Annotated in this window: 14 protein-coding genes and 1 tRNA gene; 4 read left to right on the top strand and 11 right to left on the bottom strand. The window is 73.3% G+C overall.

Going from position 1 to position 16,232, the window contains the following annotated elements:
* Positions 1 to 112: 112 nt before the first annotated feature.
* The 8 genes from rpoB to CAE01nite_RS02985 all read right to left on the bottom strand — a co-directional run bounded on the left by rpoB (position 113) and on the right by CAE01nite_RS02985 (position 8,305).
* Positions 113 to 3,619 (bottom strand): DNA-directed RNA polymerase subunit beta, encoded by a 3,507-nt coding sequence (gene rpoB / locus CAE01nite_RS03020; protein WP_146899609.1) that lies wholly within the window; start codon positions 3,617 to 3,619, stop codon positions 113 to 115.
* A 500-nt stretch (positions 3,620 to 4,119) separates the two neighbouring features.
* The gene (gene rplL, locus CAE01nite_RS03015) at positions 4,120 to 4,509 is read right to left on the bottom strand and encodes a 50S ribosomal protein L7/L12 (protein WP_146899606.1); all 390 of its coding nucleotides are present in this window, start codon (positions 4,507 to 4,509) and stop codon (positions 4,120 to 4,122) included.
* Between the two features lie 82 nt (positions 4,510 to 4,591).
* The gene (rplJ, locus tag CAE01nite_RS03010; RefSeq protein ID WP_146899603.1) at positions 4,592 to 5,122 is read right to left on the bottom strand and encodes a 50S ribosomal protein L10; all 531 of its coding nucleotides are present in this window, start codon (positions 5,120 to 5,122) and stop codon (positions 4,592 to 4,594) included.
* Between the two features lie 476 nt (positions 5,123 to 5,598).
* Complete coding sequence (rplA, locus tag CAE01nite_RS03005) at positions 5,599 to 6,321, bottom strand: 50S ribosomal protein L1 (protein WP_146899600.1); 723 nt, start codon at positions 6,319 to 6,321, stop codon at positions 5,599 to 5,601.
* Between the two features lie 73 nt (positions 6,322 to 6,394).
* Positions 6,395 to 6,826 carry a 50S ribosomal protein L11 gene (gene rplK / locus CAE01nite_RS03000; protein ID WP_146899597.1) on the bottom strand — a complete coding sequence of 144 codons (432 nt, stop codon included), beginning with the start codon at positions 6,824 to 6,826 and terminating at the stop codon, positions 6,395 to 6,397.
* Between the two features lie 81 nt (positions 6,827 to 6,907).
* The gene (gene nusG, locus CAE01nite_RS02995) at positions 6,908 to 7,726 is read right to left on the bottom strand and encodes a transcription termination/antitermination protein NusG (RefSeq protein ID WP_146899595.1); all 819 of its coding nucleotides are present in this window, start codon (positions 7,724 to 7,726) and stop codon (positions 6,908 to 6,910) included.
* A 90-nt stretch (positions 7,727 to 7,816) separates the two neighbouring features.
* Positions 7,817 to 8,110, bottom strand: coding sequence for a preprotein translocase subunit SecE (secE, locus tag CAE01nite_RS02990; RefSeq protein ID WP_146899592.1), 294 nt, complete (start codon positions 8,108 to 8,110; stop codon positions 7,817 to 7,819).
* A gap of 122 nt (positions 8,111 to 8,232) precedes the next feature.
* Positions 8,233 to 8,305, bottom strand: a tRNA-Trp gene (locus CAE01nite_RS02985).
* Between the two features lie 145 nt (positions 8,306 to 8,450).
* Here CAE01nite_RS02985 and CAE01nite_RS02980 point away from each other — a divergent pair.
* From CAE01nite_RS02980 to CAE01nite_RS02965, 4 genes are all read left to right on the top strand, one after another.
* Positions 8,451 to 9,692, top strand: coding sequence for a pyridoxal phosphate-dependent aminotransferase (locus CAE01nite_RS02980; protein ID WP_371862879.1), 1,242 nt, complete (start codon positions 8,451 to 8,453; stop codon positions 9,690 to 9,692).
* Between the two features lie 64 nt (positions 9,693 to 9,756).
* Entirely contained in the window at positions 9,757 to 10,785 is a 1,029-nt protein-coding gene (locus tag CAE01nite_RS02975) for an adenosine deaminase (RefSeq protein ID WP_146899586.1), read from the top strand.
* A gap of 102 nt (positions 10,786 to 10,887) precedes the next feature.
* Positions 10,888 to 11,817, top strand: coding sequence for a hypothetical protein (locus tag CAE01nite_RS02970; RefSeq protein ID WP_146899583.1), 930 nt, complete (start codon positions 10,888 to 10,890; stop codon positions 11,815 to 11,817).
* A complete protein-coding gene (locus CAE01nite_RS02965) occupies positions 11,814 to 12,308 on the top strand; it encodes a GntR family transcriptional regulator (protein WP_146899580.1) in 495 nt (164 codons plus the stop codon). The genes CAE01nite_RS02970 and CAE01nite_RS02965 overlap by 4 nt, the downstream gene beginning before the upstream one ends.
* On the opposite strand, the gene CAE01nite_RS02960 is transcribed toward CAE01nite_RS02965, so the two are convergent.
* Genes CAE01nite_RS02960 through CAE01nite_RS02950 form a run of 3 tightly spaced genes read right to left on the bottom strand, consistent with a single transcriptional unit; the run spans position 12,265 to position 16,191 of the window.
* Positions 12,265 to 13,452 carry a UDP-N-acetylmuramate dehydrogenase gene (locus CAE01nite_RS02960; protein ID WP_146899577.1) on the bottom strand — a complete coding sequence of 396 codons (1,188 nt, stop codon included), beginning with the start codon at positions 13,450 to 13,452 and terminating at the stop codon, positions 12,265 to 12,267. The genes CAE01nite_RS02965 and CAE01nite_RS02960 overlap by 44 nt on opposite strands.
* A 10-nt stretch (positions 13,453 to 13,462) precedes the next feature.
* Positions 13,463 to 14,770, bottom strand: a complete 1,308-nt coding sequence (locus CAE01nite_RS02955) for an MFS transporter (protein ID WP_146899574.1) — start codon at positions 14,768 to 14,770, stop codon at positions 13,463 to 13,465.
* Entirely contained in the window at positions 14,767 to 16,191 is a 1,425-nt protein-coding gene (locus CAE01nite_RS02950; protein WP_146899572.1) for an MFS transporter, read from the bottom strand. Before CAE01nite_RS02950 ends, CAE01nite_RS02955 begins: the two co-directional genes overlap by 4 nt.
* Positions 16,192 to 16,232: the final 41 nt, after the last annotated feature.

The following is a 16,232-nucleotide window of genomic DNA, read 5'->3' as shown; positions in this document are numbered from 1 at the left end:
CTTCCTTCGCTTGCCGGGCACCCGACGGGCGCCCAGCGGTGATGGAGGAACTACAGAAGGGGTGCCGGCCCCGGCCCGCTCCGCGAGGCGGTGGCGGGCCGGGGGCGCGACGTCAGATCTCTTCGATGCTGCTGGCGTTGGGCCGGCGCGAGAGGTCGATGCCGAGCTCTTCCGCGGCGCGGTAGACCTCGTCGTCGTTCTCCTTCATGTCGATGGAGACGCCGTCCGAGGACAGCACCTCCACGTTCAGGCAGAGCGACTGCATCTCCTTGAGGAGCACCTTGAACGACTCCGGGATTCCCGAGTCGGGGATGTTCTCGCCCTTGACGATGGCCTCGTACACCTTGACGCGCCCGGGGACGTCGTCGGACTTGATGGTGAGGAGCTCCTGCAGCGTGTAGGCGGCGCCGTACGCCTCCAGGGCCCACACCTCCATCTCGCCGAACCGCTGACCACCGAACTGCGCCTTACCACCCAGCGGCTGCTGCGTGATCATCGAGTACGGGCCGGTCGAGCGGGCGTGGATCTTGTCGTCGACCAGGTGGTGCAGCTTGAGGATGTACATGTAGCCAACCGCGACCGGGTCCGGGAACGGCTCCCCCGAGCGACCGTCGAACAGGCGCGCCTTGCCGGTGCCGTCGACCATGCGGTCCCCGTCCCGGTTCGGGTGCGTCGCGTCCAGCAGGCCGGTGAGGACCTGCTCGGGCACGCCGTCGAACACGGGGGTGGCGACCGGCGTGCCGGGCGCGCTGCGCTCGGCCGCGGACGGGACGTCGGAGACCCACGACGCGGAGGCGTCGGCGAGCTCGATGTCCCAGCCCTGCTTGGCGACCCAGCCCAGGTGCGTCTCGAGGACCTGGCCGACGTTCATGCGGCCGGGCACGCCGAGCGGGTTGAGCACGACGTCGACCGCGGTGCCGTCGGGCAGGAAGGGCATGTCCTCGACCGGGAGGATCTTGGAGATGACGCCCTTGTTGCCGTGACGGCCGGCGAGCTTGTCGCCGTCGGTGATCTTGCGTCGCTGCGCGATGTACACGCGGACCAGCTCGTTCACGCCGGCGGGCAGCTCGTCGCCGTCCTCGCGGTTGAACGTGCGGACCTCGATGACCGTGCCGGACTCGCCGTGCGGCACCTTGAGCGACGTGTCGCGGACCTCGCGGGCCTTCTCGCCGAAGATCGCGCGGAGCAGGCGCTCCTCCGGGGTGAGCTCGGTCTCGCCCTTGGGCGTGACCTTGCCGACCAGGATGTCGCCGGCCGCGACCTCGGCACCGATGCGGATGATGCCGCGCTCGTCGAGGTCGGCCAGGACCTCCTCGGAGACGTTCGGGATGTCCCGGGTGATCTCCTCCGGCCCGAGCTTGGTGTCGCGCGCGTCGACCTCGTGCTCCTCGATGTGGATCGAGGACAGGACGTCGTCCTGCACCAGGCGCTGGCTGAGGATGATCGCGTCCTCGTAGTTGTGGCCCTCCCACGACATGAACGCCACGAGCAGGTTGCGGCCGAGCGCGAGCTCGCCCTCGTCCGTCGCGGGGCCGTCGGCGAGCACCGAGCCGACCTCGACCCGGGCGCCCTCGTCGACCAGCACGCGCTGGTTGTAGGACGTGCCCTGGTTGGAGCGGCGGAACTTCGCGACGCGGTAGGTCTGCGTCGTGGCGTCGTCGGCCGAGACCACGATGAGGTCGGCGGAGACCTCGGTGACCACACCGGGCTTGGTCGCCACGATGACGTCGCCGGCGTCGACCGCCGCACGGCGCTCCATGCCGGTCCCGACCAGCGGGGCCTCGGACCGCACCAGCGGCACGGCCTGACGCTGCATGTTCGCGCCCATGAGCGCGCGGTTGGCGTCGTCGTGCTCGAGGAACGGGATGAGGGCCGTCGCGACCGACACCATCTGGCGCGGGGAGACGTCCATGTAGTCCACGTCGGCGCCGGGGACGAGGTCGACCTCGCCACCCTTGGTGCGCACCAGGACGCGGTCCTCGGTGAACCGGCCGCGGTCGTCCAGCACGGCGTTCGCCTGGGCGATGACGTAGCGGTCCTCGTCGTCGGCGGTCAGGTAGTGGACGTCCTCGGTGACGGCGCCGGCCACGACCTTGCGGTACGGGGTCTCGACGAAGCCGAACGGGTTGATCCGCCCGTACGTCGCGAGCGAGCCGATGAGGCCGATGTTCGGGCCCTCGGGGGTCTCGATCGGGCACATGCGGCCGTAGTGTGAGTGGTGGACGTCGCGGACCTCCATGCCGGCGCGGTCACGGGACAGACCACCCGGGCCCAGCGCGGACAGGCGACGCTTGTGCGTCAGGCCCGCGAGCGGGTTGTTCTGGTCCATGAACTGCGAGAGCTGCGACGTGCCGAAGAACTCCTTGATCGACGCCACCACGGGGCGGATGTTGATCAGGGTCTGCGGGGTGATCGCCTCGACGTCCTGCGTCGTCATGCGCTCGCGCACGACGCGCTCCATCCGGGACAGGCCCGTGCGGACCTGGTTCTGAATGAGCTCGCCGACCGCGCGGATGCGACGGTTGCCGAAGTGGTCGATGTCGTCGGTCTCGACGCGGACCTCGACGGCCTCCCCGTTGCGGTTCCCCGGGATGGTCGCGACGTCGGCGTGCAGGGCCGCCATGTACTTGATGGTGGCGACGATGTCCGTCACGGACAGGACGCTCTCGCCCAGCGGGGCGTCGATGCCGAGCTTCTTGTTGACCTTGTAGCGGCCGACCTTGGCGAGGTCGTAGCGCTTGGGGTTGAAGTAGAAGTTCTCCAGAAGCGCACGGCCGGCCTCGACCGTGGGCGGCTCGCCCGGGCGGATCTTGCGGTACAGGTCGAGCAGGGCCTCGTCCTCGGTGTGGACGTGGTCCTTCTCCAGCGTGTCCAGCACGGCCGGGAACTGCGCGAACTCCTCGCGGATCTGCGCCTCGGACAGGCCCAAGGCCTTGAGCAGCACCGTGACGGACTGCTTGCGCTTGCGGTCGACGCGCACGCCGACGGCGTCGCGCTTGTCGATCTCGAACTCGAGCCAGGCACCGCGGCTGGGGATGATCTTCGAGGTGAAGATGTCCTTGTCCGACGTCTTGTCCGCGACGCGCTCGAAGTAGACGCCCGGCGAGCGGACGAGCTGGGAGACGACGACGCGCTCGGTGCCGTTGATGATGAAGGTGCCGCGCTCGGTCATCAGGGGGAAGTCCCCCATGAAGACCGTCTGGCTCTTGATCTCACCGGTCGTGTAGTTGACGAACTCGGCCGTGACGAACAGCGGCGCGGCGTACGTGAAGTCCTTCTCCTTGCACTCCTCGGCCGAGTACTTCGGCGGCTCGAAGCGGTGCTCGCGGAAGGACAGCGACATGGTGCCGCCGAAGTCCTCGATCGGGGAGATCTCCTCGAAGATCTCCTCCAGGCCGGCGGTCTCCGGCACGTCGGTCCGGCCCGCCTCGACGGCGGCGGCCACGCGGGCCTGCCACTTCTCGTTGCCGAGCAGCCAGTCGAAGTTCTCGGTCTGCAGGCCCAGGAGGTCGGGGACCTCGAGCGGCTCGTGGATCTTGGCGAAGGAGATGCGGCGAGACGCGGTGCGATTTGCGATAGCGTCGGCGGACGGAGCGGACGGGGTGCGCGAGGCAGCCAAGAGGGGTCCTTCCCTGCGGATCGTGTGCACGCTGCGCTGCCCGGCGGTTCGCGACCCCCCGGCCGCAGGCCGTCGCACGTCGCACTTGCGACGATGGACGGTCGGGTTATACGGGGTAGCGGGCACAGGCCTGCGCAAAGCGCTAGCCTAGACCACCCGGTGGACCCTGTCCACCATCCTGGGCACGGGGGCTTCCCTCGCAGGCCCTGCGTCCCGTACCCTGCCCCGCCGCAGTGATGGGGGCCACAGCCGGCGCCGCGACGTCGTCGCCGCCGGCCGCCGTCGTCCCCCTGTCGGGCCGGCCCCTCTCCCCCGTCGCCCGCTCGCCACGGTGGCCCGCCCGGGCCCGGCGCGCAGCCCGCCCGCCGCAGTACACGGCCCGACGCACGCACGAGTCGCGCCGGACGCACGAGGCCCGCACCCCGTGACGGGGTGCGGGCCTCGAGATCCGTGGACTCCGCGTCAGACGCGGGGCGACGGGGTGCCCCGAAGGGCAGGGGTCACTTGACGGTGACGGTGGCGCCGGCACCCTCGAGCGCGGCGACGGCCTTGTCAGCGGCCTCCTTGTTGACACCCTCCAGGACGGCCTTGGGGGCACCGTCGACCAGGTCCTTGGCCTCCTTGAGGCCCAGGGACGTGAGCGCGCGCACCTCCTTGATGACCTGGATCTTCTTCTCGCCGGCGGCCTCGAGGACGACGTCGAACTCCGTCTTCTCCTCGACCTCGGGCTCGGCCGCACCGCCACCGGCGGCGGGGCCGGCGGCCACGGCGACGGGGGCGGCGGCGGTGACCTCGAAGGTCTCCTCGAACGCCTTCACGAACTCGGAGAGCTCGATGAGCGTGAGCTCCTTGAAAGCGCTGATGAGCTCGTCGGTGCTGAGCTTCGCCATGGTGGCGTTCCTTCCGTTCTGTCCCGCGGGCCCGGACGGGTCACGCGGATGCTGGGGTGGGGTGTGCGCGAGCCGGGTCGGCTCAGGCAGCGGTCTCGGCAGAGGCCTGCTTCTCGCGCAGGGCCTCGACGGTGCGCACGGCCTGGGCCGCGGGCGCCGTGAACAGGTACGCCGCCTGGAACAGCGTCGCCTTGAGCACGCCGGCCGTCTTGGCCAGCAGGACCTCACGGGACTCGAGGTCCGCGAGCTTGGTGATGTCCTCGGCGGTCAGGGCACGTCCCTCGAGGACGCCCCCCTTGATGACCAGCGCGGGGTTCGCCCTGGCGAAGTCACGCAGACCCTTGGCAGCCTCGACCGGGTCACCGGTGACGAAGGCAATCGCGGAGGGGCCGGCCAGGTGCGCGTCGTCGACGGGCACCCCTGCCTGCTTGGCCGCGATGGAGGTCAGCGTGTTCTTCACCACGGCGTAGGTTGCGTTGCCGCTGAGCGCGCGCCGCAGCTGCTTGAGCTGGGCGACGGTGAGCCCGCGGTACTCGGTCAGCACGGCAGCGTTGGAGTCGCGGAACTGGTCCGTGAGCTCGGCGACTGCGGCTGCCTTGTCCGGCCTCGCCATGGCAATCCTTCCGGTGGTGGTGCCACCGGTCGTCCGGGCCCCGGAACGACGAAGAGCCCCGCGCAGGCGCGGGGCTCGGACGCACGCGATGCATGCGGAGGAAGAGCTCACACCTGCGCTGGCCTCCGCTGCTGCGGGACTTCGGTGAGCCACCCGGTGAGGGGCAGCCGACGACCGGCGGTCTTGGGCAGGGACGACTGTACGTGACGCCGGCCGGGCGACCAAATCCGTCGTGGCCGCACCGGCGCACGTCACACCCGGCCCGCGCCGCGGCGTGCCGCGGCCCCGCCGTTCCACCGCGTCCCGCGTCCGGTCCCACCGAGTGCGACGTCGTGGACGCGTCGTGGGCCGGGAACGGTACGGAAGGTCGCACTCGACGGGAGGGGGCGGTGCGGGAGCGGGACGGCGGACGGAAGGCGAAGGGCCCGGCAGCCGAAGCTGCCGGGCCCTGCGGACCGTGCCGGGTGGAGCGGACGTCAGGCGGCGTCCGCGTCCTCCTCGGTGAGGTTCCGGGTCTTGCTCTGGTCGAGCAGGATCCCGGGGCCGTTCGTCGTGGTCACGACGGCCTTGCTGATGTAGCGGCCCTTGGAGGCGGCCGGCTTCAGACGCAGGACCTCGTCGAGCGCCGCGGCGTAGTTCTCCACGAGCTGGACGTCGGAGAACGACGTCTTGCCGATGATGAAGTGGAGGTTGGAGTGCTTGTCGACGCGGAACTCGATCTTGCCGCCCTTGATGTCGGACACGGCCTTGGCCACGTCCATCGTCACGGTCCCGGTCTTCGGGTTCGGCATGAGACCGCGCGGGCCCAGCACCTTGCCCAGGCGACCGACCTTGCCCATGAGGTCCGGGGTCGCGACCGCGGCGTCGAAGTCGGTGTACCCGCCCGCGACCTTCTCGATCAGCTCGTCGCCGCCGACCTCGTCGGCGCCCGCGGCGATGGCCTGCTCCGCGCGCGGACCGGTCGCGAAGACCAGGACGCGGGCGGTCTTGCCGGTGCCGTGCGGGAGGTTGACCGTGCCACGGACCATCTGGTCCGCCTTGCGCGGGTCGACACCCAGGCGGAAGGCGACCTCGACGGTGGCGTCGAACTTCGCCACGGAGGTGTCCTTCGCCAGCCGGATGGCCTCCAGCGGGGCGTACTGGTGGTCCTTCTCGATCTTCTCGGCGGCGGCCGTGTAGGCCTTGCTGCGCTTCGTCATCTGCTTGCTCTCTCTCGTGTGTCAGCAGTCGTGGTGCGGGCCAGCGCGGCCCTCCCACTGCGGTCGGGCTGGGTCAGCCCTCGACCTTGATGCCCATGGAGCGGGCGGTGCCGGCGATGATCTTCTCAGCGGCGGCGAGGTCGTTCGCGTTGAGGTCCTCGAGCTTGGTCGAGGCGATCGTGCGCACCTGGTCGGCGGACAGCGTCCCGACCTTGGTGGTGTGCGGGGTCGGCGAGCCCTTGGCGACGCCGGCGGCCTTCTTGATGAGCTCCGCAGCCGGCGGGGTCTTCGTGATGAAGGTGAAGGAGCGGTCCTCGTAGACCGTGATCTCCACCGGGATCACGTCGCCACGCTGGGCCTCGGTGGCCGCGTTGTACGCCTTGCAGAACTCCATGATGTTGACGCCGTGCTGGCCCAGGGCAGGACCGATCGGCGGCGCCGGCGTGGCGGCCCCGGCCTTGATCTGGAGCTTGATCAGGCCGGTGACCTTCTTCTTGGGGGGCATGATGCCTTCCGTTTCTGTGTGGTGGGCCTACGCCGTGGGCGATGACCCGGTTGCAGTGCTGCTGCCGCCGGTGGGGCGAGGTCAGATCTTGGCGACCTGGCCGAACGACAGCTCGACCGGGGTCTCCCGGCCGAAGATGGAGACGAGGACCTTGAGCTTCTGGCTCTCGGCGTTGATCTCGGAGATCGTGGCCGGCAGCGTGTCGAACGGCCCGTCGGTGACCGTGACGGACTCGCCCACGGTGAAGTCGACCTTGATCTCGGCCGCCGGACGCTGACCGCCACCGGCCGCGGGGGCCTTGGGCGCGAGCGTCGGGGCGAGCATCGAGAACACCTCGTCGAGGGTCAGCGGCACGGGCTGGTGGGTGTGGCCCACGAAGCCGGTGACGCCCGGGGTGTGCCGGACGGCGCCCCACGACTCGTCGGTCAGGTCCATGCGCACCAGGACGTAGCCGGGGATCCGGACGCGGCGCACGATCTTGCGCTGCGCGTTCTTGATCTCCGTGACCTCCTCCATGGGGACCTCCACCTGGTGGATGTAGTCCTCCATGTTCAGGCTCTGGATCCGGTTCTCCAGGTTGGTCTTCACCCGGTTCTCGTACCCCGCGTACGAGTGGATGACGAACCAGTCGCCGGGCTGGCGGCGCAGGTCGGCCTTGAACTGGTCGATGGGGTCGACCTCGGCAGGCTCCTCCTCGACGGTGTCGTCGTCGGCCGGCACGTCCACCGCGTCGGTGGACGGCGCGACGTCGTCCGTGGCGTCGGCGGACGGCGTCGCGTCGTCGGCGTCCACCTCGTCGGTGGTGTGGGCCTGCTCGATGGCACCGACCGAGGCGAGGGCGTCCTCGAGCTCCACCTCGGCCGGGGTGCCGACGGTCTGCTCCTGCGACTCCTGGGACACGTCCTGACCTGCTTTCTCAGATGACCATCACTGGCGTACTCGTGCGCGGCTCGACCGCGCGACCGCATCGGCGGACGACCGCCGGTGGCGTCAGTCGCCGAAGACCCACAGCGTGACCTGGCCGATGCCCAGGTCCAGCACCGTGACGAAGGCCATCACCACGAGCACGAAGACCAGCACCACCGAGGTGTAGGTGATCAGCTCGGACCGGGTGGGCCGGACGACCTTCTTGAGCTCCGCGACGACCTGACGGACGAACAGCGCGATCCGGGCGAACAGGCCGCGCTTGGGCGCGTCCTGGTCCGACGCGCTGCGGGCAGGCCGCGGACCGTCGGCGGCCGCGCCGCCGGCGCCGGATGCCGCAGCGGGTGCGGAATCGCTCACAGTCTGTCCCTACGTCTCGAGAGGTCGGTCGGTGCTGCCCGACGGTGCTGCCCGACCGGGCTGCTCGGGCGCCGGCCACCCGGGCCGACCCCGGAGAGGGTCGGCCCGGCGGCCGGTGTGCGCAGGGCAGGCGAGACTCGAACTCGCAACCGCCGGTTTTGGAGACCGGTGCGCTACCAATTGCGCCACTGCCCTTCGGTGACTCCGCCCGCCGCCTGCGGCCGGACCCGGACTGGAGCGTCGGGGCACGACCGATCATGGCGGACGTCAACCACCGGGGATCCACTGTACGCGAGGGACCGGCGTGGGTCGAACAGACCGACGTGCCAAGATGGCCGACGTGACCGTGAACACACCCGCCACCGCCCCCGTGCCCCCGTCCAGCCGGCGGGTCTCCGCACGGCTCGCCGCGATCGCCGAGTCCGCGACGCTCGCCGTCGACGCCCAGGCGAAGGCCCTCAAGGCGGCCGGCCGGCCGGTCATCGGCTTCGGCGCGGGCGAGCCGGACTTCCCGACCCCGGAGTACATCGTGGAGGCCGCCGCCGCGGCCACCCGGGACCCCGCGAACCACCGCTACTCCCCCGCGGCCGGCCTGCCCGCGCTGCGCGAGGCGATCGCCGCCAAGACGCTGCGCGACTCGGGCTACGAGGTCTCGCCGGGCCAGGTGCTGGTGACCAACGGCGGCAAGCAGGCCGTCTACCAGGCGTTCGCCGCGGTGGTGGACCCCGGCGACGAGGTGCTGCTGCCCGCGCCCTACTGGACCACCTACCCCGAGGCCATCCGGCTGGCCGGCGGAGTGCCGGTCGAGGTGTTCGCCGGCGTCGACCAGGGCTACCTGGTGACCGTGGAGCAGCTGGAGGCGGCCCGGACCGAGCGCACGAAGGCGCTCCTGTTCTGCTCGCCGTCCAACCCGACCGGCGCGGTGTACTCCCCGGAGCAGACGGCGGAGATCGGCCGGTGGGCGCACGAGCACGGCATCTGGGTCCTCACCGACGAGATCTACGAGCACCTGACCTACGACGACACGGTGTTCACCCCGATCCTGCGTGCGGTCCCCGAGCTCGCCGACACCACGATCGTGCTCAACGGCGTCGCCAAGACGTACGCGATGACCGGGTGGCGGGTGGGCTGGATGATCTCGCCGGCCGACGTCACCAAGGCCGCCACCAACCTCCAGTCGCACCTGACGTCGAACGTCGCCAACGTCTCCCAGCGCGCCGCGATCGCGGCGCTGACCGGCGACCTGTCGGCGGTGGACGCCATGCGCGCCGCCTTCGACCGGCGGCGGCGCACCATGGTCGAGATGCTGTCGGCGATCGACGGCGTCGTGTGCCCCACCCCGCAGGGCGCGTTCTACGCCTACCCGAGCGTCGAGGGCGTGCTGGGCCGCACGATCCGCGGGACCACGCCCACGACGTCCGCCGAGCTGGCGGCGCTGGTGCTCGAGCACGCCGAGGTCGCCGTCGTCCCCGGCGAGGCGTTCGGGCCGAGCGGGTTCCTGCGACTGTCCTACGCCCTGGGCGACGAGGACCTCGCCGAGGGCGTCGGCCGCATCCAGCGGCTGCTGGGCGAGGCCTCCTAGCCCCGTCGCGCACGCGCCGGCCCCACCTGCGAGCGGCCTCCCGGGCGGCTGGCAGACTGACCGCGTGCGTGACCTCGCCGCGCTGCCCAAGGCGCACCTGCACCTGCACTTCACCGGGTCGATGCGCACGTCGACCCTCGCCGAGCTGGCCGGGGACGCGGGCGTGCGGCTGCCGGTCGCCCTGCTCGAGCCCGACGTGCTGCAGCTCGCCGCGGGCCCGCGCGGCTGGTTCCGGTTCCAGCGGCTCTACGACGCCGCCCGCGCCTGCGTGCGGTCGGAGGCGTCGATGCGGCGCATCGTGCGCGAGGCCGCCGAGGACGACGCCGCCGAGGGGTCCGGCCGCCTGGAGATGCAGGTGGACCCGACGTCGTACGGGCCCTTCGTCGGCGGGGTGACCCCGGCGCTGGAGATCGTGCTCGACGAGGCCCGGGAGGCGAGCGCGGCGACCGGCGTGGAGGTGGCGGTCGTCGTGGCGTCGTCGCGCCTGCGTCACCCGCTGGAGGCGCGCACGCTCGCCCGGCTCGCGGCCCGCTACGCCGGGGACGGTCCCGGCCAGGTCGTGGGCTTCGGGCTGAGCAACGACGAGCGGCGCGGGGACACGGCGGAGTTCGGCCCGGCGTTCGCGATCGCCCGCCGGGCCGGGCTCGCGTCGGTCCCGCACGGCGGCGAGCTGCTCGGTCCGGCGCACCTGACCGACGTGCTGGACCACCTGCACCCGGACCGGGTCGGGCACGGCGTCCGGGCCGCGGAGGACCCGCGGGTGCTCGAGCGCCTCGCGGCCGAGGGGGTGGCGCTCGAGCTGTGCCCGGCGTCCAACGTCTCCCTCGGGGTCTTCGACGAGGCCCACCAGGTCCCGCTGCGGGCGCTCGTCGACGCGGGGGCGACCGTGGCGCTCGGCGCCGACGACCCGCTGCTGTTCGGGTCCCGCCTGGTCGCGCAGTACGAGACGGCCCGCTCCGTGCACGGCTTCACCGACGCCGAGCTGGCCGACCTCGCCCGCGCGTCGATCCGTGCCTCGACGGCGTCGGACGTCACCCGCGCCCGGCTGCTGGCCGGCGTCGACCGGTGGTGCGACAGGGCCGTCGCCGCCTGAGCCCGCGGGCTCCCCGTCACGCCGACGGGTGTTGACCTCAGTGACCGGCTCCGTCATTGTGTCAATCACTCGACACATTGACGCACATCTGCGAGGTCTGGCATGGCGACGTCCCTCGGTCTGGTCCTCCTCGCGCTGCTCGTCGCGGCCACGGTCGCCATCGGGCTGCTGACGGTGCTCCTGGCCGCCGCGCGAGGTCCGGCCCCCCTGCCGTCGCAGGCGGCGCGCGCGGCGGTCCGGCACGGCGGGACGGTGCACGCGATCGCCCTGGCGTCCCTGCTGGCCGCCGTCGTCCTCGTCCCGCCCGCGATCGCCCGGCTCGTCGCCGGCCCGGCGCAGGGCGTGGCCCTGGGACTCGCGCCGGCCACGGCCGGCCTCGCGTTCGCCGCGGTCCAGGCGGCCGGCGAGGTGACGTGGCCGCGCCCGTCCGGCACGCTGCGGCGTGCGCCGCTGACCCGACGCACCGTGCGCGACGTCGCGCCACGGCGGCTTCGGGCGGCGGCGTGGGGGTGGGCCGCGCTCGCGCTCGTCACGCTGGTGGCGTGCGGCTGGGCGTCGCAGGACGGGCGTGCGATCTCCCGCACCTTCGCCGACGGCGCCGCGTCGTCCGGTCCCTTCCCCGGCTGGTACTTCGGGGTGCCGCTGGTGGCGGCGGTCCTGGTGGTGCTGCTCGCCGCCGAGGGCGTCCTGCGCCTGGTGGCGCGCCGCCCGTCGGTGGCCGACGCGGACCCGGCCTGGGACATGGCGCTGCGCCGCCTGTCCGCGCACCGGGTGCTGCGCGGCACGCAGCTCGTGCTGGCGTGGACGGCTGCCGGGGTGCTGCTGGTGGCGGGCGCGGCGCTGCGCAGCGTCGGCCATGCGGTCGTGCCCGGGGTGGCGTCTGAGTCGGCCCTGCACACCGGCCTCGGGTCCGGTGCCCTCACCCTCGGCCTGGCGGTCGCGCTGACCGGGACCGTCCTCGCGCTCGTGCCGGCGACCCCGGTCGCAGCGCCGACCGGCCTCGCCACCGCCGGGCTCGACGCGCCGGCATGAGCCTGCAGCTCGAGGTCGACCTGGCGGCGGGCGTCCCCCCGTTCGAGCAGATCCGGTCCCAGGTCCTCGCGCACGTCGCCGCCGGCCGGCTGCGCGCGGGCGACCGGCTGCCGACGATCCGGGCCCTCGCCGCCGACCTGGGCGTGGCCGCGGGGACCGTCGCGCGGGCCTACCGCGAGCTCGAGGCGTCCGGGGTCGTGGTCACCCGGCGCCGCACGGGCACCGTCGTGGCCGCCGGCCGGGACGCGCCGGACGACGCCGTGGCGCGCGCCGCGCACGCCCTGGTTCGCAGCGCCCGGGCGTCCGGCCTCACCGACGCCGAGGTGCTCGACGTCGTCCGCGGCGCGCTGCTGGCACCCGCGGCCGGCACATCGGGGACGGCGGGCACGGCGGGCACGGCGGGCACGGACGACTCGGACGCCGCGCGCACGCCGGCCCGCGGGACGCTCAGAGCGTCAGACCCACCAGGACCGGCTCCGGCTCCAGCGTGATGCCGAAGCGCTCCCGGACGCCGTCGCGGATCGTCCGGGCCAGCGCGACGAGCTCCGTGGCGGTGCCCCCGCCGCGGTTGGTCAGGGCGAGGGTGTGCTTGGTGGACAGCGACACCTGCGCCGGCAGCCCGAAGCCGCGACCGAACCCGGCGTGCTCGATCAGCCACGCGGCGCTCGTCTTGACCAGGTCCGGGTCGACCCGTCCCAGGCTCGGGCCCGTGGTCCGCTCGGGGACCGCCGTCCGGACCGGGAACCGGGGCGCACCCGGCGGCAGCCCCTCGGCCTGCGCGGTGGTCAGCACGGGGTTGGTGAAGAAGGACCCCGCGCTCCAGGTGTCCGGGTCGGCGTCGTCGAGCACCATGCCCTTGCCGCCGCGCAGCTCCAGGACGGCGTCGCGCACGGCACGGGTGCTCGTGCGCTCCCCGACCGCGATCCCCAGCCGCCGGGCGAGCTCGGGGTAGACCACGGGGGCGGACTGGTCGCCGCGGCGCAGCTGCATGCCGACGTCCAGCACGACGTAGCGCGGCGTGGGCCCCCACGGGGAGCCGGGCTCGAGGAGTGACTGCTTGAGCAGCGACGTGCGGTACCCGAACCTCAGGTCGACGAGCGGCAGGGTGCGCACGCGGGAGCGCTCGCGGTCCCAGACGCGGACCGTGGAGACGACCCCGGAGACCTCCTGGCCGTAGGCGCCGATGTTCTGCACCGGCGCCGCACCCGTCGACCCGGGGATGCCGGACAGCGCCTCGACGCCGACCCACCCCTCCTGGACCGCACGGGCGACCAGGTCGTCCCACACCTCGCCGGCCGGGACCGTGATGCTGGCCCCGCCGCAGGAGTCGGCGGAGTCGACGTGGACGCCGCGCCGGGTGTCGCGCACGACGACGCCCGGGAAGCCGTCGTCGGACACCACCAGGTTGGAGCCGCCGCCCAGCACCAGCAGGGGCTCACCGGCGGCGTCCGCCGCGCGGACCGCCTCGACGAGCGCGTCGGCCGAGTCGGTCTCGACGAGCCGGCCCACCGGGCCACCCAGCCGCAGGGTCGTCAGGTCGGCCAGGACGGGAGCGGGCCGGGAGACCGCGCGGTCCGCGGTGGTCGTGCCGGTCGTCGTGCCGGTCGTCGTGGCGGTGGGGAGGGCGGCGGACATGGGGACGAGGCTACGCCGGGCGTCCGGCCCGCTCCTGCGCAGGGTCGCCGGTGCCCGTGGACGTCAGCGGGGCGGCCGCCCGCACGACGAGCAGCCCGATGACGACGGGGACCGCGATCGCGAGCAGCGCCTGGCGGTACCCGACGTGCTCCGCGAGCAGCCCGAGCAGCGGGGGGCCGGCCAGGAACGCGCTGTACCCGATGGTCGACACGACGCTGACCCGCGCGGGCGCACGGACCGGGTCGTCGCTCGCGGCGCTCATGCCGACCGGGAAGCCCAGCGCGGCGCCCAGGCCCCACAGGACGACGCCGACCATCGCGAGCGGGAGCCACGGAGACAGCCCGAAGACGAGCAGGCCGACCATCGCCAGCGCGCCGCACAGCCGCAGGACCGCGATGCGGCCGTAGCGGTCGAGCAGGTGGGTGCCGAGCAGGCGCATGGCGGTCATCGCGGTGACGAACACGCCGAACGTGAGGGCGCCCACGGCGTGGCTCTGGTCGAACCCGTCCACCACGGCCAGGCCGACCCAGTCGTTCGCGGACCCCTCGGTGAGGGCCGCGGCCAGCACGACGAGGCCGATGAGCAGGGTGCGGGGCTCCAGCCACGCCCCGAACGCGCGTCTGACGCCGGCCTCCGCAGCGGCGGTCGTCCGCGAGGCGGTCGCCGGTGAGGCGCCGTCGGCGTCCGCACCGCCGGACGCCGACCCCCCGTGGACCTCGGCGTCGAAGTGCCCCGCGGGCAGGAAGGACCGCACCGCCCACAGGGTCCCGGCGAGGCTCAGCCCCAGGACGACGAGCAGGTGCGCGAGGACCGACGTGCCGAGCTGCGCGGCGAGCGCACCGACCCCGGCGCCGATCATGGTGCCCACCGAGAACCCCGCGTGGTAGCGCGGCATGACCGTGCGGCCCAGGCGCTGCTCGACGAGCGCTCCCTCGAGGTTCATCGCCGCGTCCCAGACCCCGGTGCCGACGCCGAACAGCACGAGGCCGGCGCCGACCAGGACCACCTGGCCGGTCGCCACACCGGCAGCCGCCACGAGCAGCCCGGCGACGTTGGCGGTGGCGAACGCCCCCACCGTTCGGCGGGCGCCGAGCCGCTGCACGACGAGCCCGGACACCGGCAGCGCGGCCAGGGACCCGATGGACCCGATGAGCAGCAGCACGCCGACCTGCGCCGCGGACAGCGACAGGGCGTCGCGGACGGCGGGGAGGCGGGACGCCCAGCTGGCGAAGTTGAAGCCGTTGAGGACGAACACCGCGAACACGGCGGTGGACGCCGTGGTGACGGCGCGCTCGACGGTCGGACGGTCTGCGGTCATGCGGGTGCTCCACGACGAGTGGGGACGAGGACTCCCTCGGCGGGCAGGACGTCAGTCTCCCCCACGCCGACCGGGACCGGCTCGCCGGCGTCGGCCGACGGGCTCCCGGGCCGGGCACCGCCGGGGGCGGCGTCCGGCCGGTCGAGCGGCTGGTCGACCGGCCGCTCGACCTCCCGGGACAGCAGGACGCTGACGACCATGGCGGCGGTGATGAGGAGCAGCGCGTGGCGGGCGCCCACGTGCTCGGCGGCCAGGCCCAGCAGCGGCGGCGCCGCCAGGTGCGCGATCGAGGAGAACGCGGAGACGACCGACACCCGCCCGGCCGCGCGGAGCGGGTCGTCCGACGCCGCCGCCAGGCCGATCGGGACCGCCAGCGCCGCGCCCAGGCCCCAGGCGACGACCCCGGCGACGGCGATCGCCAGGCTCGGCGCGAACCCGAACACGAGCAGCCCGGCCATCGACACCAGCCCCGAGACGCGCAGGACGAGCACGCGCCCGAACCGGTCGATGAGGCGGGTGCCGAGGATGCGCACGAGCGTCATGGCGCTGACGAACACCCCGAACACGATGGCGCCGACCGCCTCGGTCCGGCCGAAGCCGTCCACGACCGCCAGGGCGAGCCAGTCGTTCGCCGACCCCTCGGACAGGGCGGCGGACATGATGACGAAGCCGATGAGGACGGTGCGGCGCTCCCGCCACGCGCCGAGGGCCGTCCGCAGGCCGCCGCCGCGCGGCCCGACCGCCACGACGTCGTCCGACGTGCCGCCGTGCGGGGCGGACCGCACGACCGGCGCGGTGTCGAGGACGACGTGCGGGACGGACGCGAGGCGCCACACCAGCCCGACCACGCCCGTGCCGACGAACTGCGCGAGCAGGCCGACCTCGAGCTGCGCCATCGCGGCCCCCAGCAGGGACCCGAGGACCGCGCCCACCGAGAAGGCGGCGTGGAAGTGCGGCAGGACCGTCCGGCCCAGGCGGCGCTCGACGCCGGCGGACTCGACGTTGAGCGGCACGTTGCCGATCGCGAACGACACGCCGTTGAGGAAGACGCCGACGGCCAGGATCGGGACGGACCCGACCGCGGGCCCCAGCCCCAGCAGCACGAACGCCACCGCGAACCCGACCGAGGACAGGACCAGCGACACCCGGCCGCCCCAGCGGGTGACGACCGCACCCGCGACGGTGACGGCCAGCAGAGCGCCGACGGCCCCGGCCAGCAGGACCGCGCCGAGCTCGCTCGGGCTCATCCCGAGGGCGTCCCGCACGGACGGCAGGCGGGCGAGCCAGCTGGAGAACATCAGACCGCTGAGCATGAACAGACCCATGAGGGCCCATCGCGCCCGCGCCAGGCGGGGTCCGTCGACGACCTCGAGGACGGTCCGGTCGTGGCGCACGGGGCTCTCCTGGCAGGCGGTCGTCATGGTCGAATCGATTCGACCACCAGCGCAGCGACGACGCGACC

The sequence above is a fragment of the Cellulomonas aerilata genome (genome assembly GCF_007991755.1).
GTDB lineage: Bacteria > Actinomycetota > Actinomycetes > Actinomycetales > Cellulomonadaceae > Pengzhenrongella > Pengzhenrongella aerilata.
This window is presented reverse-complemented; position numbering and strand designations above follow the sequence as displayed.

Excerpts from the sequence above, each read along its gene's own strand:
- rplJ (WP_146899603.1), bottom strand. The coding sequence starts at position 5,122 with ATGGCGAGGCCGGACAAGGCAGCCGCAGTCGCCGAGCTCACGGACCAG.
- CAE01nite_RS02965 (WP_146899580.1), top strand. The coding sequence starts at position 11,814 with ATGAGCCTGCAGCTCGAGGTCGACCTGGCGGCGGGCGTCCCCCCGTTC.
- rplA (WP_146899600.1), bottom strand. The coding sequence starts at position 6,321 with ATGACGAAGCGCAGCAAGGCCTACACGGCCGCCGCCGAGAAGATCGAG.
- CAE01nite_RS02955 (WP_146899574.1), bottom strand. The coding sequence starts at position 14,770 with ATGACCGCAGACCGTCCGACCGTCGAGCGCGCCGTCACCACGGCGTCC.
- CAE01nite_RS02970 (WP_146899583.1), top strand. The coding sequence starts at position 10,888 with ATGGCGACGTCCCTCGGTCTGGTCCTCCTCGCGCTGCTCGTCGCGGCC.
- CAE01nite_RS02960 (WP_146899577.1), bottom strand. The coding sequence starts at position 13,452 with ATGTCCGCCGCCCTCCCCACCGCCACGACGACCGGCACGACGACCGGC.
- rplK (WP_146899597.1), bottom strand. The coding sequence starts at position 6,826 with ATGCCCCCCAAGAAGAAGGTCACCGGCCTGATCAAGCTCCAGATCAAG.
- rplL (WP_146899606.1), bottom strand. The coding sequence starts at position 4,509 with ATGGCGAAGCTCAGCACCGACGAGCTCATCAGCGCTTTCAAGGAGCTC.
- CAE01nite_RS02950 (WP_146899572.1), bottom strand. The coding sequence starts at position 16,191 with ATGACGACCGCCTGCCAGGAGAGCCCCGTGCGCCACGACCGGACCGTC.